The organism is Acidovorax sp. Root217, from assembly GCF_001428645.1.
Classification (GTDB): Bacteria; Pseudomonadota; Gammaproteobacteria; order Burkholderiales; family Burkholderiaceae_C; genus Acidovorax.
In genome coordinates this window covers 356,918-370,770 of record NZ_LMIH01000023.1, presented here as the reverse complement: position 1 = coordinate 370,770, position 13,853 = coordinate 356,918, and the positions used below count along the sequence as shown (strand labels likewise).

The following is a 13,853-nucleotide window of genomic DNA, read 5'->3' as shown; positions in this document are numbered from 1 at the left end:
CATTGCGCTGCTCCTGCTTGGTCAATGCGGCGCTATTATAATTTATTTCTTCTACACCCTCTTTGGCGACGCAAAGAACAAGTGCCTCGGCCGCCGGGCCGAGACCCGGCCTCCGCCCTGAACCAAGGCACGCAGCCAGCATGGACAGCCAGCCGTGCACCATGTTTCCTTCGGTAGATACATTCCGAAATAAACCGAAACTGCCCCGAGACCCCCCAAAAACCGCCCAGGCGCACCATAGGACCCATGTTCAACACCGTCCATGAAAGGACTGCACCATGAAACCCTGGATCAAGAAAACCCTGGCCGGCGTGTTCGGCGCCACCATCGTCCTGGGCGGGCTGACCGCCTGCGCAGGCCACCGCCATGGCGAGATGGGCCCCGAGAAGATCGCCGAAATCCGTGGCAAGGTCGTCAACCGCGTGAGCAGCAAGCTGGACCTCAATGACGCGCAGAAGCTCAAGCTCAACGCCCTGGCCGACACCCTGCAGGCCCAGCGCGCCGCGTTCAAGGGCAAGACGCCCGACCCGCGCGCCGAGGTGCAGGCCATCGTCGCCGGCGCCACTTTCGACCGTGCCCGCGCCCAGGCCCTGATGGAAGAGAAGACCCGTGCCGTGCAGACCGCCGGCCCCGAGGTGATCACCGCCATGGCCAACTTCTACGACAGCCTGAACCCCGAGCAGCAGCAGAAGGTGCGCGAGATGATGGACAAGCGCGGCCGCCATGGTGGCGGCGGCTGGATGTCCCGCGGCTGAGCGCAGGAAGGAGCCACGCATGTCACCCACGCTGGAACCCATCCACACGCTCACCCAGCGTATGCGCATGCATGGCCCCCGCCTCCTGGCGGGCGTGCCGGACCCCCATGACGAGCTGATGTCGCTGGTCTGGGGGCCGCGCTTCGACCGCGAGCACGCCATGGGCCTGGTGGCCCGGCAACCCGAGCATGCCGCCCTGACGCTGCCTGCGCTGCTGGACGCGGCCGACCGCTTCGACGCCCTGCACACGGGCGCCAAGCACCGCCTGCGCCAATTGATCGTTCGGCACCGTGCCCTGGGCGAATCGCTGTCAATGTAAGAATCGGCCCCATGCACCGGATCCTGCTCATTGATGACGACGCACAGCTTGGCCCCCCGCTGGCGATCTATTTCCAGCGCTTCGAGCTGGAGCTCACGCATGCGCTCAGGCCCAGCGAGGGGCTGGCGCAGCTCGCGGCGGGCGGCTTTGATGCCGCCATCCTGGACGTGATGCTCCCTGAGATGGATGGCTTCGAGCTGTGCCGCACCATCCGCAAGCAGGGTGATCTGCCTATCGTCATGCTCACCGCGCGCGGCGATGTGATGGACCGGGTGGTGGGGCTGGAGCTGGGGGCCGACGATTACCTGCCCAAGCCGTTTGAACCGCGCGAATTGGTCGCGCGCTTGCAGACGGTGCTGCGCCGGCGGCGCAGCGATGGGCCGGGCAACGGGCAGGCCCATGGGCCGCTGGAATTCGAAGGCCTGCACATCGATGCCGCCCGCCGCAGCGTGCTGCGCCAGGGCGAGCAGGTGGAGCTGACCGGTACCGAGTTCGACCTCCTGCACCTGCTGGCACGCGAGCCGGGCCGGGTGTTCAGCCGCGACGACATCCTGAACCAGTTGCGTGGCCACGAGGCCGAGCTCTACACCCGTGCGGTGGACATCGTGGTCAGCCGCCTGCGCAAGAAGCTCGAGCCGCTGGACTGCATCAAGACGCTGCGCAATGCCGGCTACTCGCTGGCGCTGCGAAAGGCAGCACCATGAGGCGCTGGGGCCGCAGCGCAGCGGCACAGCTCCCCGGGGGGGCGCCGCAAACTGAGCGGCGCGGCTGGTGGCGCCACCACCATCGCCATGGCGAGGATGGCCAGCCCTGCCCGTGGCACCGGCGCGCGCGCGATGCCGTCGGGCACTCGCTGCGCATCCGCCTGGTGCTGCTGTTCCTGGTGCTGGCCTGCATGACCACCATCACCTTCGTGGGGGGCGTGCAGAAGGCCTTGTCGGTCGGCTGGCGCGAGGCGGCGCGGCCGCTGCTGATGGACTATGTGGACCGCCTTGCCGGCGAGATCGGCACCCCGCCCAGCGTGGAGCGTGCGCAGGCCATCGTGCAGCGCCTGCCCATCCACCTGCGCATCCAGGGGCCGGTGGTCAACTGGGTATCGCACCCCGATATTCCGCGCCCCGACTGGATGCGCGACCGCCTGGGCCGTGACAAGGACAAGGACCGGGCCGAACGGCACTGGCTGGGCGACAGCGATGATGGCCATCGCCTGCTGCAGCGCACCACGGCCGATGGCCATTCCATCGAGTTCGGCCTCAATGCGATGACGTGGGAGCAAAAGCCGCGCGTGGCCTGGGTCACGCTGTCGGTGCTGCTGCTGCTCACGGGCCTGTCGTATGTCTACGTGCGCCACCTGCTGCGCCCGCTCGACGACATCCGCCGCGGCGCCCGGCGCTTTGGCGAGGGCGACTTTGGCGAACCCATCCCGGTGCGCCATGCCCACCGCCCCGATGAGCTGGGCCAACTGGCCGTCACCATCAACACCATGGGCGAGGACATCCACCAGATGCTGGAGGCCAAGCGCGCCCTGCTGCTGGCCATGAGCCACGAGCTGCGCAGCCCGCTGACCCGTGCGCGCCTGAACACCGAGCTGCTGCCCGAGGGCCCCGACGTGGGGCCCCAGCGCGAGGCGCTGATGCGCGACCTGGGCGAGATGGCCCACCTGATCTCCGACCTGCTGGAGAGCGAGCGCCTGGCGGGCCGGCATGCGGCCCTGCACCGCGAGCCCACCAACCTGCCCGAGCTGGCGCGCGAGGTGATCGCCGAGTTGGAGGTGCGCCACGATTGCGCCAACGACATCGTGGTCATTGCCGACCCCGCCTTGCCCGTGCTGGCGCTGGACCGCGGGCGCCTGCGCCTGGTGCTGCGCAACCTGCTGGACAACAGCCTGCGCCACTGCGAGCCCACGGCATCGCCGCCCGAGCTGCACCTGCGCAGCACCCCCACAGGCGTGGAGCTGGAGGTGCGCGACCACGGCCCTGGCGTGCCACCCGAGCACCTGGCGCGCATGGCCCAGGCCTTCTACCGGCCCGACGTCGCGCGCCAGCGCGCCACCGGTGGTGTGGGGCTGGGGCTGTACCTGTGCCGTCTGGTGGCGCAGGCCCATGGCGGGCAGTTCGAGCTGCGCAATGCCTCGCCGGGCCTGTCGGTGCGTATCACGCTGCCAGGCGAGCCCGCGCAGGTGACGCCCACCAAGGGCTGAGGCCGCCGTTACCGCTGGCCTGGCGCGGGAGTGGTCATCGCGTCGCGTTGCTGCGCGAAGGCCGCCTTGGCCATGCGCGCGAACAGCGCCGAGCGCGGGTTCCCGTGGACCTGCTGTTCCGGGGTGGCCAGCACCACGGACTGCGCCGCCAGCGGCCCGCGCAGCCGGCGGCAGGCCAGGCGCTTGCCGTCATAGCTCCAATCGCGTACCGGCCGCGTGGTGAGTACGGACACCCCCAGGCCGTTGGCCACCAGCGAGCGCACCATCTCGATCGAGGGCGTCTGATGCGCGATGCGCGGCGTGACGCCCGCCTGCCGGAACAGCGAGAGAAAATACTCGCGGCTGTGCGGCAGGTTGATCAGGATGAAGGGCTCCTGCGCCAGCGTGGACAACTGAAGGCTGCTGCGGGTGGCGAGCGCATGGCCGGCCGGCAGCAGCGCATAGGGCGCGAAGGAGGTCACTGCTTCCAGCCGCACGGCGCGCGCCAAGCCCAGGTCGTAGAGCAGGGCGGTGTCCAGGGCGCCGCGCTCGAGCATCTGCACCAGGGTTTCGGTGTCGGCCTCATGCATCTCGATCTCCACCTGCGGGTGCTTCGCGCGCATGCGCACCAGGATTTCCGGCAGATAGCGGGGTGCCAGCGTGGACAGGCAGCCCACGCGCAGCAGCCCTGCCTCTTCCTCACGCCGCGGCCCTTCGAGGGCGCGGGCCTTCTCCAGCAGCACCTGTGCCTCGCGCTGGCGCAGACGGCCTGCCGCCGTCAGGTCCAGGCCGCGCGCGTGGCGGCGCACGAACAGGGCTTCGTTCCACAGCGCCTCCAGGTCGGCAATCGCCTTGGAGATGGAGGGCTGCGATACGCAGAGCGCATGCGCGGCCCGCGCCGCACCGCCGTGCTGGGCCGCGGCCACGAAATACTCCAACTGGCGCAGGCTGATATTGATCAAGATAGTTGATCCATTGCATCAAGATTGAATATTTTATTTTGATGCAGAAATGGGCAACCATGGGGCTCCTTGTTTTTTACGGAGATCCCTGCCATGACCGGACCCTCCCGCCCGCTGGATGGCGTGCGCATCCTCGACTTCAGCCGCGTGCTCGCGGGCCCGCTGTCCACGGCCCTGCTGGCCGACCTGGGGGCCGAGGTCATCAAGGTCGAGCCGCCCACCGGAGACGACTACCGCCACATCGGCCCCATGCGCGAAGGCATGAGCAGCCTGTTCACGGCCCTCAATCGCAACAAGAAGAGCCTGGTACTCGACCTCAAGCACCCCGAAGCCGCGCAGACCATCGCGGCCCTGGCCGCCACGGTGGACGTGGTGGTCGAGAATTTCCGCCCCGGCGTGGCCGAGCGCCTGGGCGTGGGCCCGGTGGCCCTGCGCCGCGTGAACCCGAAGCTCGTGTACGTGAGCATCTCCGGCTTCGGCCAGACCGGGCCGCTGGCGCACCTGCCGGCCTACGACATCATCGTGCAGGCCATGAGCGGCCTGATGGAGTCCACGGGCGATCCAGAAGGCACCCCCACCATGGTCGGCGAGGCCGTGTCCGATGTGATCGCCGGCCTGTTCGCCTCCTGGGCCACGCTGGCCGCCTTGCTCCAGCAGCGCCGCACGGGCGAAGGCCAGCATGTGGATGTGGCCATGTTCGATGCCACGCTGGCATTTCTCGTCACGGGCGTGGGGCGCTACCTGTTCACCGGGCAGAGCCCGCGGCGCAGCGGCAACCGGCATGCGTTCTCGGCGCCCTTCGGCGTGTACCGCGCGCAGGACGGGCATTTCGCGCTCGCCGTGCTCAACCACAAGCTGTTCGCATCGCTCGCGCAACTCATCGGTGAGCCTGCTTTCGCCGATGACGCGCGCTTCGCCAGCGACGAGCTGCGCCATGCCAACGAACCCGTGCTGGCGCAGGCCATCGAGGTCTGGGCCGGCCGGTTGCCCGTGGCCCAGGTGGTGGCCGCGCTGGAGGCGGCCGGCGTGCCCGGCGGTCCGCTGTGGACCACGGCCCAGGCGCTCGAATCCGAACAGGGCAGGGCGCGCGGCCTGTTGCGCGAGGTACACGACCCGCGTTTGCCCGGCCTGCGCGTGCCCACACAGCCGGTCAAGTTCGGTGGCGCCGCGCCCAACCGCGCCGAGCCTGCACCGGCGCTGGGTGAGCACACCGACGAACTCATGGCCGCGCTGCTGCACTGCAGCGGCGAGCGGCTCGCGGCGCTGCGCGAGGCCGGGCTCTTCGGCCCGGCGCAGGCTGCCGCCACCTCCCATTGACACCGCAAGGAGCTTTTTATGACCACGATGAACCGACTGGGTGTGACCCCCGATGACCAGGGCATTGCCGACGCCGTTGCCCGTTTCGCCGCCGAGGTGCTGGCGCCGCGCGCGCGCGAAATCGACGAGCAGGCCTTGTCCGTCACCTGCCACGTGCCGCAACTCGCCGCCCTGGGCGTGATGGGCATGAACCTGCCCGAGCACCTGGGCGGTGCGGGCGTTACGCCCACGGCCATGCTGCTGTCGCTGGTGGAAATCTCGCGCGCCTGCGCGGCCACCTCGTCGATGATAGGCGCGCACTACCTGGGGACCGATGCGGTCCTCATCGGCGGCAGCCCCGAGCAGCACCAGGGTTTCCTGCCGCGCGCAGCCAGCGGCGAATGGCTGGCGGGCTTTGCGCTCACGGAGCCGCGCGGCGGATCGCACCCCGCGGACCTGCGCACCCGCGCCGTGCGCGAGGGCGACGGCTACCGCATCGATGGCGTCAAGCACTTCATCTCCAACGCGCGCGAGGCGCAGTTCCTCGTGGTCTTCGCCAAGACCGACCTGGATGCCGGTGCGCGCGGTGTCAGCGCCTTCATCGTGGAGATGGACAGCCCGGGCATCCGCATCTCCTCGCCCGAGAAACTCATGGGCATCCAGGGCGCGCATGCCTTCGAGGTCGCGTTCGATGGTGTGCGCGTGCCGGCCAGCCACCGCCTGGGGGCCGAGGGGTCGGGCTTCAAGACGGCGATGAAGGTGCTGGACAACAGCCGCCTGGACGTGGCGGCCACGGCCCTGGGCATTGCCGAGGCAGCGCTGGCCGACGCCACGCGCTGGATGAAAGACCGCCTGGTGGGCGGCGAACCCATTGCCAGCAAGCAGGGCCTGCAGTGGATGCTGGCCGACATGAAGCTGCGCCTGGAGGCCTCCTGGGCGTTGACCCTGCAGGCGCTGGCGCTGCGCCAGGCCGGCCAGCCCTTCACGCTGCAGTCGGCAATGGCCAAGCTGCATGCCTCGGAGATGGTCGGGTTCGTGGCCGATGCGGCGCTGCAGATCCACGGCGGCTATGGCTACACGCGCGAAATGCCGCTGGAGCGCTATGTGCGCGATGCCCGCATCCTGCGCATCTACGAGGGCTCCTCGGAAGTGCAGCGCAACATCATTGCACGCACGCTGCTGGGCTGAGTGCGGGTGGTTGCACCTTTCTGGTGCAACCGGGGCGCCTGGCACTGGCCCGCAATTTGCTAAATCGCTGTGCCGGTAAAGCACCGGCCAGCGCCCCGAGCGGGCCCGACCATGGGATGGCCCGAAAGGCGGTCCCAAGAGACGGGAAGCGGGGCGGTTTCTTGGGGCCGAGGGCCGGGTTTCCTAGCGTTTACCCTGTATAGACAGGTACGATAGAAGCTCCATCATCGGACCCAGGAAGCAAGGCCTGCTTTCCTCCGGATGCATAAAAGTACTTTTTTCCCCTACAGGAGCTGATGATGAGCCGAACGGTTGTGAAGATGGCGTCGCTGGCAGCGGCGGTTGCGTGTGTGGTAGGGCTGGCCGCACCGGCCCAGGCCCAGGAGACCAAGGTGGTTCTGGGCATGTCGGGCTGGACGGGCTTCGCCCCGCTGACGCTGGCGGACAAGGCCGGCATCTTCAAGAAGAACGGCCTGGACGTGGAACTGAAGATGATTCCTCAGAAGGACCGCCACCTGGCACTGGCCTCCAAGGCCATCCAGTGCGCGGCCACCACGGTGGAGACCCATGTCGCCTGGAACACCAACGGTGTGCCCATCGTGCAGATCTTCCAGCTCGACAAGTCCTACGGCGCCGACGGCCTGGCCGTGCGCAACGACGTCAAAAGCTTTGCCGACCTCAAGGGCAAGACCATCGGCGTGAGCGCACCGGGCACCGCCCCGTACTTCGGCCTGGCCTGGATGCTGTCCAAGAACGGCATGAGCCTCAAGGACGTGAAGATCGTCTCGCTGGAGCCCCAGCCTGCTGCGCAAGCCTTCGTGTCGGGCCAGAACGACGCTGCGATGACCTATGAGCCCTACCTGTCCACCGTGCGCGCCAACCCCGCAGCCGGCAAGATCCTGGCCACCACCATCGAATACCCGATGGTGATGGATACCGTGGGTTGCGACCCCGTGTGGCTCAAGGCCAACCCCAAGGCCGCACAGGCGCTGGCCAATTCGTACTTCGATGCGCTGGAGATGATCAAGGCCGACCCGACCAAGTCCAACGAGATCATGGGCGCCGCCGTCAAGCAGACGGGCGAGGCCTTCGCCAAGTCCTCGGCCTTCCTGCGCTGGCAGGACAAGGCCGCGAACCAGAAGTTCTTCGCAGGTGAGCTCACGTCCTTCATGAAGGATGCCGGCGCCATCCTGCTCGAAGCCGGCGTGATCCGCAAGGCGCCCGAGAACTTCCCTGCGATGTTCGACGACAGCTTCATCAAGTAAGCAACCACCAAAGGATCGAACCATGAGTCGCGTGATGGGTGTTGCACCTGTGCTGGAGCCCGAGCGGCCTCGCCGCCGGGCCCTGGCCCCGCTAGAACCTGTGAGCACCCGCACGCGGCTGGTCCTGGGAGTGGCGTTTTTCATTCTGTTCTTCGCCGTCTGGTCGGTGTTCACGCTGGGGGGCTTCGTGTCGCCCACGTTCCTGGCCAGCCCGGTCACCATGGCCAAGGAAGGCTGGCTGCTGTTCACCGAGTTCGGCTTCCTGCACGACATCGGCATGACCGTGTGGCGCGTTCTCGGCGGCTTCATCCTGGCTGCCATCGTGGCGGTGCCCCTGGGCATCGCGATGGGCGCGCACAAGGGGGTGGAAGCCTTCCTCGAGCCCTTTGTGTCGTTCTGCCGCTACCTGCCGGCTTCGGCCTTCATTCCGCTGCTGATCCTGTGGGCGGGCCTGGGCGAGATGCAGAAGCTGCTGGTGATCTTCATCGGCTCGGTGTTCCAGATCATCCTGATGGTGGCCGTCATCGTCGGCAACGCCCGCAAGGACCTGGTGGAGGCGGCCTACACGCTGGGCTCCACGCCCACCGGCATCGTGCGCCGTGTTCTCATCCCGGGTGCCGCACCCGACATCGCCGAGACCCTGCGCCTGGTGCTGGGCTGGGCCTGGACCTATGTGATCGTAGCCGAGCTGATCGGCTCGTCCTCGGGCATCGGCCACATGATCACCGACAGCCAGGCGCTGCTCAACACCGGCCAGATCATCTTCGGCATCATCGTCATCGGCCTCATCGGGCTGGTGTCGGATTCCTTCTTCAAATTCGTCAACCGCCGTCTGTTTGCATGGAGCGCCCTGCGATGAGCCCGCTGCTGTCCATCCAAGGTGTTTCGCGCACCTTCGTCAGCCCCAAGGGGCAGGTGACCCAGGCCTTGCTGCCCGTCGATTTCGACGTGCAGGAAAACGACTTCGTGACCATCCTCGGCCCCTCGGGCTGCGGCAAATCGACCATGCTGCGCATCGTGGCGGGCCTGGACCACCCCACCTCGGGCCGTGTGCTGCTGGGCGGGCGCCCCGTCGAAGGGCCGGGTGCCGACCGCGGCATGGTGTTTCAGAGCTACACCCTGTTCCCCTGGCTCACCATCGAGCAGAACATCCGCTTCGGCCTGCGCGAACGCGGCATGCCCGAGGCGCAGCAAAAGGAGCGCGCCGACTACTTCATCGCCAAGGTGGGCCTGCGCGGTTTTGAGCAGCATTTCCCCAAGCAGCTTTCGGGCGGCATGCAGCAGCGCACGGCGATTGCCCGCGCGCTGGCCAACGACCCCAAGATCCTGCTGATGGACGAGCCCTTCGGAGCCCTGGACAACCAGACCCGCGTGCTCATGCAGGAGCTGCTGCTGGGCATCTGGGAGGCCGAGCGCAAGACCGTGATGTTCGTGACCCACGACATCGACGAAGCCATTTTCATGGCCAACCGCGTGGCGGTGTTCAGTGCCCGGCCCGGCCGCATCAAGACCGAGCTGGCCGTGGACCTGCCGCACCCGCGCCACTACACGATCAAGACCTCGCCCGAGTTCATGGACCTCAAGGCGCGCCTGACCGAAGAGATCCGCGCCGAATCCATGGCTGCGGACGCCCATTGAGCCACCAGGGCCGACCCTTCGCCATGCCAGTCGCCTCCACCGCCCGCGCTCCGCGCCCCAAAGCTTCATCGCAACCTGCGGTGCAGCCCGAGGTGTCTGCGCTGGCCCTGTACCAGCAGATCAAGGACCACATCGCGCGCAAGATCCAGGACGGCTCCTGGAAGGCCGGCGACCGCCTGCCGTCCGAGAACGACCTGGTGACCCAGTTCGGCATGTCGCGCATGACGGTGAACCGCGCCCTGCGCGAGCTGGCCGAGCAGGGCCGCATCGTGCGTGTGGCGGGCGTGGGCAGCTTCGTGGCCGAGGACAAGCCCCAGTCCACCTTGCTGCAGATCGCCAACCTGGCCAGCGAGATCCGCCAGCGCGGGCACGACTACCGCTGCAAGGTGCTGACGGTGGAACGCGTTTCGGCCACGATGGAAGTGGCGGCGGCGCTCGACATGCGCACCGGCGAGTCGGTGTTCCACGCCGTGTGCGTGCACCTGGAGGACGGGCTGCCCGTGCAGCTGGAAGACCGCTACGTGAACCCGCGCGTCGTGCCGCAGTTCGCGCAGCAGGATTTCACGCTGCTGCAGCCTTCTGAATTTCTGGTGCGCAACGTGCCCTTCGACCAGGTCGAGCATGTGGTGGACGCCGTGCTGCCCACAGCCGACCAGGCCCTGCTGCTCGAAATGGACCCGGCCCAGCCCTGCCTGCTGCTCACGCGGCGCACCTGGAGCCGGGGTGTGCCCGTGACCATGGTGCGCTGCCTGCACCCGTCGTCGCGCTACCGGCTGGGGAGCCGCTTCCGGGCGGACGGCAACCCGGTTTTTGAATAGATAGCCAGGGCGTCGCCAGACGGCGGCATCCCGTTTTTTTCGCTCATGCCAACTTGTATATACAGGATCAACCAATGACCACTGCAACCTCTGTATCCCCAAGCACCCTGCTGCTGCGCCCTGGACAGGTGAGCCTTGCCGAACTGCGCCGCGTGAGCGCCGGCGGCGTGCGCCTGTCCCTGGACCCTGCGGCCCTGGCCGGCATGCAGGCCTCCGAGGCCACCGTGCAGCGTATCGTGGACGAAGACCAGGTGGTCTACGGCATCAACACCGGCTTCGGCAAGCTTGCCAGCACCAAGATCGCCCATGACCGCCTGGCCGAGTTGCAGCGCAACCTGGTGCTCTCGCACAGCGTGGGCACGGGCGAGTCGCTGCCCGATCCGGTGGTGCGCATGGTGCTGGCCACCAAGGCCGTGAGCCTGGCGCGCGGCCACTCGGGCGTGCGCCCGGCACTGGTCGATGCCTTGCTGGCGCTGGCCAATGCCGACGTGCTGCCCGTGATCCCGGCCAAGGGCTCGGTCGGCGCTTCGGGCGACCTCGCGCCGCTGGCCCACATGGCCTGCGTGCTCATCGGCGAAGGCCAGGCCAAGGTCAATGGCCAGGTGGTTTCCGGCCGCGAAGCCATGGCCGCCGTGGGCCTCGATCCCTTCGTGCTCGGCCCCAAGGAAGGCCTGGCGCTGCTCAACGGCACGCAGGTCTCCACCGCGCTGGCGCTGGCCGGCCTGTTCGGGGCCGAGAGTGTGTTGGCCGGCGGCCTGGTGTCGGGCGCGCTGTCGCTCGAAGCCATCAAGGGCTCGGTCAAGCCCTTCGATGCGCGCATCCACGAAGCGCGTGGCCAGACTGGGCAGATCGCCGTGGCGGCCGCCGTGCGCGGGCTGCTCGAAGGCAGCGAGATCGACCCCTCGCACCCCAACTGCGGCCGGGTGCAGGACCCGTACTCCATCCGCTGCGTGCCCCAGGTGATGGGCGCGTGCCTCGATAACCTTACGCACGCCGCGCGCGTGCTGCGCATCGAGGCCAATGCCGCATCTGACAACCCGCTGGTGTTCGCCGACACGGGCGAGGTGATCTCGGGCGGCAACTTCCACGCCGAGCCGGTGGCCTTCGCGGCCGACATCATCGCGCTGGCCGTGTCGGAGATCGGCGCCATCTCCGAGCGCCGCATGGCGCTGCTGCTGGACACCGGCCTGTCCGGTCTGCCGGCCTTTTTGATCCGCGACAGCGGCGTGAACTCGGGCTTCATGATCGCCCAGGTCACCGCCGCTGCGCTCGCGGCCGAGAACCAGTGCCTGGCCCACCCGAGCAGCGTCACCAGCCTGCCCACCTCGGCCAACCAGGAGGACCATGTGTCCATGGCCACCTACGGTGCACGCCGCCTCGGTGACATGGTGCGCAACACCGCCGTCATTGTCGGAATCGAGGCCATGGCCGCCGCGCAGGGCATCGACTTCGAGCGCGTGCCGGCACCGGGCGCCGCAGCAGCCCCCTGGCTCAAGAGTTCCGCGCTCATCGAAGCGCAGCTGGCCGCCATCCGCCAGCGCGTGGCCTTCCTGGAGCAGGACCGCTACATGGCACCCGACATCGAGGCCATGCGCCTGTGGGCGCTCGAATCCGCCTGGCCTGCGCCCCTGACCCAGTGCCTGCCCAGCCACGCCTGAGCTTGTCCATTCACCCGTTTTCTTCGCACCAACGTTGACCAGGAGATCACCATGAACGCCAACGACGCCATCCTGTCCGCCACCTCCGCCGACCCCCGCCACGATCCCACGCGCGTGATCCGCGCGCCGCGCGGCACCGAACTCACCTGCAAGAACTGGCTCATCGAGGCGGCCTACCGCATGATCCAGAACAACCTCGACCCCGAGGTGGCCGAGCGCCCGCAGGACCTGGTGGTCTACGGCGGCATCGGCCGTGCGGCGCGCAACTGGGAGTGCTTCGACCAGATCCTGGCCTCGCTCAAGGACCTGAACGACGACGAGACCCTGCTCGTGCAGTCGGGCAAGCCCGTGGGCGTGTTCAAGACCCATGCCAACGCGCCGCGCGTGCTGCTGGCCAACTCCAACCTGGTGCCCAAGTGGGCCACCTGGGAGCATTTCAGCGAACTCGACCAGAAGGGCCTGTTCATGTACGGCCAGATGACCGCCGGCAGCTGGATCTACATCGGCAGCCAGGGCATCGTGCAGGGCACGTTCGAGACCTTTGTCGAGGCCGGCCGCCAGCACTACGGCAACAGCCTGGCAGGCAAGTGGATCCTCACGGCCGGCCTGGGCGGCATGGGTGGCGCGCAGCCGTTGGCCGCCACGCTGGCCGGTGCCGTGTCGCTCAACATCGAGTGCCAGCAAAGCAGCATCGACTTTCGCCTGCGCACCCGCTACGTGGACAAGCAGGCCAAGGACATCGACGACGCCATCGCCCTCATCCAGCACCACACGGAGCGCAAGGAAGCCGTCTCCATCGCGCTGCTGGGCAATGCCGCCGACGTGCTGCCCGAACTGGTGCGCCGCGCCCAGGCCGGCGGCATCAAGCCCGACCTGGTGACCGATCAGACCTCGGCCCACGACCTGGTCAACGGCTACCTGCCCAGCGGCTGGACCGTGCCCGAGTGGCAGGCCGCCATGAAGGACCCTGCGCGCCACGCGGCCCTCACTGCCGCTGCCGCCCAGAGCTGCGCCGTGCACGTGCAGGCCATGCTCGACTTCCAGTCCATGGGCGTGCCCACGGTGGACTACGGCAACAACATCCGCCAGGTGGCGTTCGATCAGGGCGTGAAGAACGCCTTCGACTTCCCGGGCTTTGTGCCGGCCTACATCCGACCCCTGTTCTGCGAAGGCAAGGGTCCGTTCCGCTGGGTCGCGCTTTCGGGCGACCCGGAAGACATCTACAAGACCGACGCCAAGATCAAGGAGCTGTTCCCGAACAACACCCACACCCACCGCTGGCTGGACATGGCGCGCGAGCGCATCAGCTTCCAGGGCCTGCCGGCGCGCATCTGCTGGCTGGGCCTGGGCGAGCGCCACATCGCCGGCCTGGCGTTCAACGAGATGGTGAAGAACGGCGAGCTCAAGGCCCCCATCGTGATCGGCCGCGACCACCTGGATACCGGCTCGGTCGCCAGCCCCAACCGCGAGACCGAAAGCATGAAGGACGGCACCGACGCCGTGAGCGACTGGCCGCTGCTCAACGCGCTGCTCAACACTGCGGGCGGTGCCACCTGGGTCAGCCTGCACCACGGCGGTGGCGTGGGCATGGGCTACTCGCAGCATTCGGGCATGGTGATCGTCGCCGACGGCACCGATGCTGCGGCCGAGCGCCTGGCGCGCGTGCTGGTCAACGACAGCGGCAGCGGCGTGATGCGCCACGCCGATGCCGGCTACGACCTGGCCGTGGCCACTGCCAAGAAGCAGGGCCTCAAATTGCCCATGGTGCGCTGAGC

13 protein-coding genes are annotated in these 13,853 nt (G+C 68.1%); 12 read left to right on the top strand and 1 reads right to left on the bottom strand.

What is annotated here, in order from left to right:
• Positions 1-278 precede the first annotated feature (278 nt).
• From ASE31_RS21605 to ASE31_RS21590, 4 genes are read left to right on the top strand one after another with little or no spacing between them, the layout of a single operon-like run.
• The gene (locus tag ASE31_RS21605; protein WP_057203831.1) at positions 279-755 is read left to right on the top strand and encodes a Spy/CpxP family protein refolding chaperone; all 477 of its coding nucleotides are present in this window, start codon (positions 279-281) and stop codon (positions 753-755) included.
• Between the two features lie 19 nt (positions 756-774).
• Positions 775-1,074, top strand: coding sequence for a hypothetical protein (locus tag ASE31_RS21600; RefSeq protein WP_057203830.1), 300 nt, complete (start codon positions 775-777; stop codon positions 1,072-1,074).
• An 11-nt stretch (positions 1,075-1,085) separates the two neighbouring features.
• A complete protein-coding gene (locus ASE31_RS21595) occupies positions 1,086-1,778 on the top strand; it encodes a response regulator transcription factor (RefSeq protein WP_057203829.1) in 693 nt (230 codons plus the stop codon).
• The gene (locus ASE31_RS21590; RefSeq protein ID WP_057203828.1) at positions 1,775-3,274 is read left to right on the top strand and encodes a HAMP domain-containing sensor histidine kinase; all 1,500 of its coding nucleotides are present in this window, start codon (positions 1,775-1,777) and stop codon (positions 3,272-3,274) included. Before ASE31_RS21595 ends, ASE31_RS21590 begins: the two co-directional genes overlap by 4 nt.
• Before the next feature lie 8 nt (positions 3,275-3,282).
• On the opposite strand, the gene ASE31_RS21585 is transcribed toward ASE31_RS21590, so the two are convergent.
• Positions 3,283-4,215, bottom strand: coding sequence for a LysR substrate-binding domain-containing protein (locus ASE31_RS21585; RefSeq protein ID WP_057203827.1), 933 nt, complete (start codon positions 4,213-4,215; stop codon positions 3,283-3,285).
• A gap of 93 nt (positions 4,216-4,308) precedes the next feature.
• Between ASE31_RS21585 and ASE31_RS21580 the strand changes: the two genes are divergently transcribed.
• The 8 genes from ASE31_RS21580 (at position 4,309) to hutU (ending at position 13,851) form a co-directional block, all read left to right on the top strand.
• The gene (locus ASE31_RS21580) at positions 4,309-5,532 is read left to right on the top strand and encodes a CaiB/BaiF CoA-transferase family protein (RefSeq protein WP_057203872.1); all 1,224 of its coding nucleotides are present in this window, start codon (positions 4,309-4,311) and stop codon (positions 5,530-5,532) included.
• Positions 5,533-5,550: 18 nt separating this feature from the next.
• A complete protein-coding gene (locus ASE31_RS21575; RefSeq protein WP_057203826.1) occupies positions 5,551-6,699 on the top strand; it encodes an acyl-CoA dehydrogenase family protein in 1,149 nt (382 codons plus the stop codon).
• Between the two features lie 299 nt (positions 6,700-6,998).
• Positions 6,999-7,964: an ABC transporter substrate-binding protein gene (locus ASE31_RS21570; protein ID WP_057203825.1), complete on the top strand. Its 966-nt coding sequence runs from the start codon at positions 6,999-7,001 to the stop codon at positions 7,962-7,964.
• Between the two features lie 22 nt (positions 7,965-7,986).
• Positions 7,987-8,823: an ABC transporter permease gene (locus ASE31_RS21565; protein WP_057203824.1), complete on the top strand. Its 837-nt coding sequence runs from the start codon at positions 7,987-7,989 to the stop codon at positions 8,821-8,823.
• Positions 8,820-9,602, top strand: a complete 783-nt coding sequence (locus ASE31_RS21560) for an ABC transporter ATP-binding protein (protein WP_057203823.1) — start codon at positions 8,820-8,822, stop codon at positions 9,600-9,602. Before ASE31_RS21565 ends, ASE31_RS21560 begins: the two co-directional genes overlap by 4 nt.
• Positions 9,603-9,625: 23 nt before the next feature.
• Positions 9,626-10,420: a histidine utilization repressor gene (hutC, locus tag ASE31_RS21555; RefSeq protein WP_057203822.1), complete on the top strand. Its 795-nt coding sequence runs from the start codon at positions 9,626-9,628 to the stop codon at positions 10,418-10,420.
• Positions 10,421-10,494: 74 nt separating this feature from the next.
• Entirely contained in the window at positions 10,495-12,078 is a 1,584-nt protein-coding gene (gene hutH / locus ASE31_RS21550) for a histidine ammonia-lyase (protein ID WP_057203821.1), read from the top strand.
• A 51-nt stretch (positions 12,079-12,129) separates the two neighbouring features.
• A complete protein-coding gene (gene hutU, locus ASE31_RS21545) occupies positions 12,130-13,851 on the top strand; it encodes a urocanate hydratase (protein WP_057203820.1) in 1,722 nt (573 codons plus the stop codon).
• Positions 13,852-13,853 lie beyond the last annotated feature (2 nt).

What these genes read in the sequence shown, in the direction of transcription:
- ASE31_RS21605 (WP_057203831.1), top strand. Translation starts at nt 279, where the DNA reads ATGAAACCCTGGATCAAGAAAACCCTGGCCGGCGTGTTCGGCGCCACC.
- ASE31_RS21600 (WP_057203830.1), top strand. Translation starts at nt 775, where the DNA reads ATGTCACCCACGCTGGAACCCATCCACACGCTCACCCAGCGTATGCGC.
- ASE31_RS21595 (WP_057203829.1), top strand. Translation starts at nt 1,086, where the DNA reads ATGCACCGGATCCTGCTCATTGATGACGACGCACAGCTTGGCCCCCCG.
- ASE31_RS21590 (WP_057203828.1), top strand. Translation starts at nt 1,775, where the DNA reads ATGAGGCGCTGGGGCCGCAGCGCAGCGGCACAGCTCCCCGGGGGGGCG.
- ASE31_RS21580 (WP_057203872.1), top strand. Translation starts at nt 4,309, where the DNA reads ATGACCGGACCCTCCCGCCCGCTGGATGGCGTGCGCATCCTCGACTTC.
- ASE31_RS21575 (WP_057203826.1), top strand. Translation starts at nt 5,551, where the DNA reads ATGACCACGATGAACCGACTGGGTGTGACCCCCGATGACCAGGGCATT.
- ASE31_RS21570 (WP_057203825.1), top strand. Translation starts at nt 6,999, where the DNA reads ATGAGCCGAACGGTTGTGAAGATGGCGTCGCTGGCAGCGGCGGTTGCG.
- ASE31_RS21565 (WP_057203824.1), top strand. Translation starts at nt 7,987, where the DNA reads ATGAGTCGCGTGATGGGTGTTGCACCTGTGCTGGAGCCCGAGCGGCCT.
- ASE31_RS21560 (WP_057203823.1), top strand. Translation starts at nt 8,820, where the DNA reads ATGAGCCCGCTGCTGTCCATCCAAGGTGTTTCGCGCACCTTCGTCAGC.
- hutC (WP_057203822.1), top strand. Translation starts at nt 9,626, where the DNA reads ATGCCAGTCGCCTCCACCGCCCGCGCTCCGCGCCCCAAAGCTTCATCG.
- hutH (WP_057203821.1), top strand. Translation starts at nt 10,495, where the DNA reads ATGACCACTGCAACCTCTGTATCCCCAAGCACCCTGCTGCTGCGCCCT.
- hutU (WP_057203820.1), top strand. Translation starts at nt 12,130, where the DNA reads ATGAACGCCAACGACGCCATCCTGTCCGCCACCTCCGCCGACCCCCGC.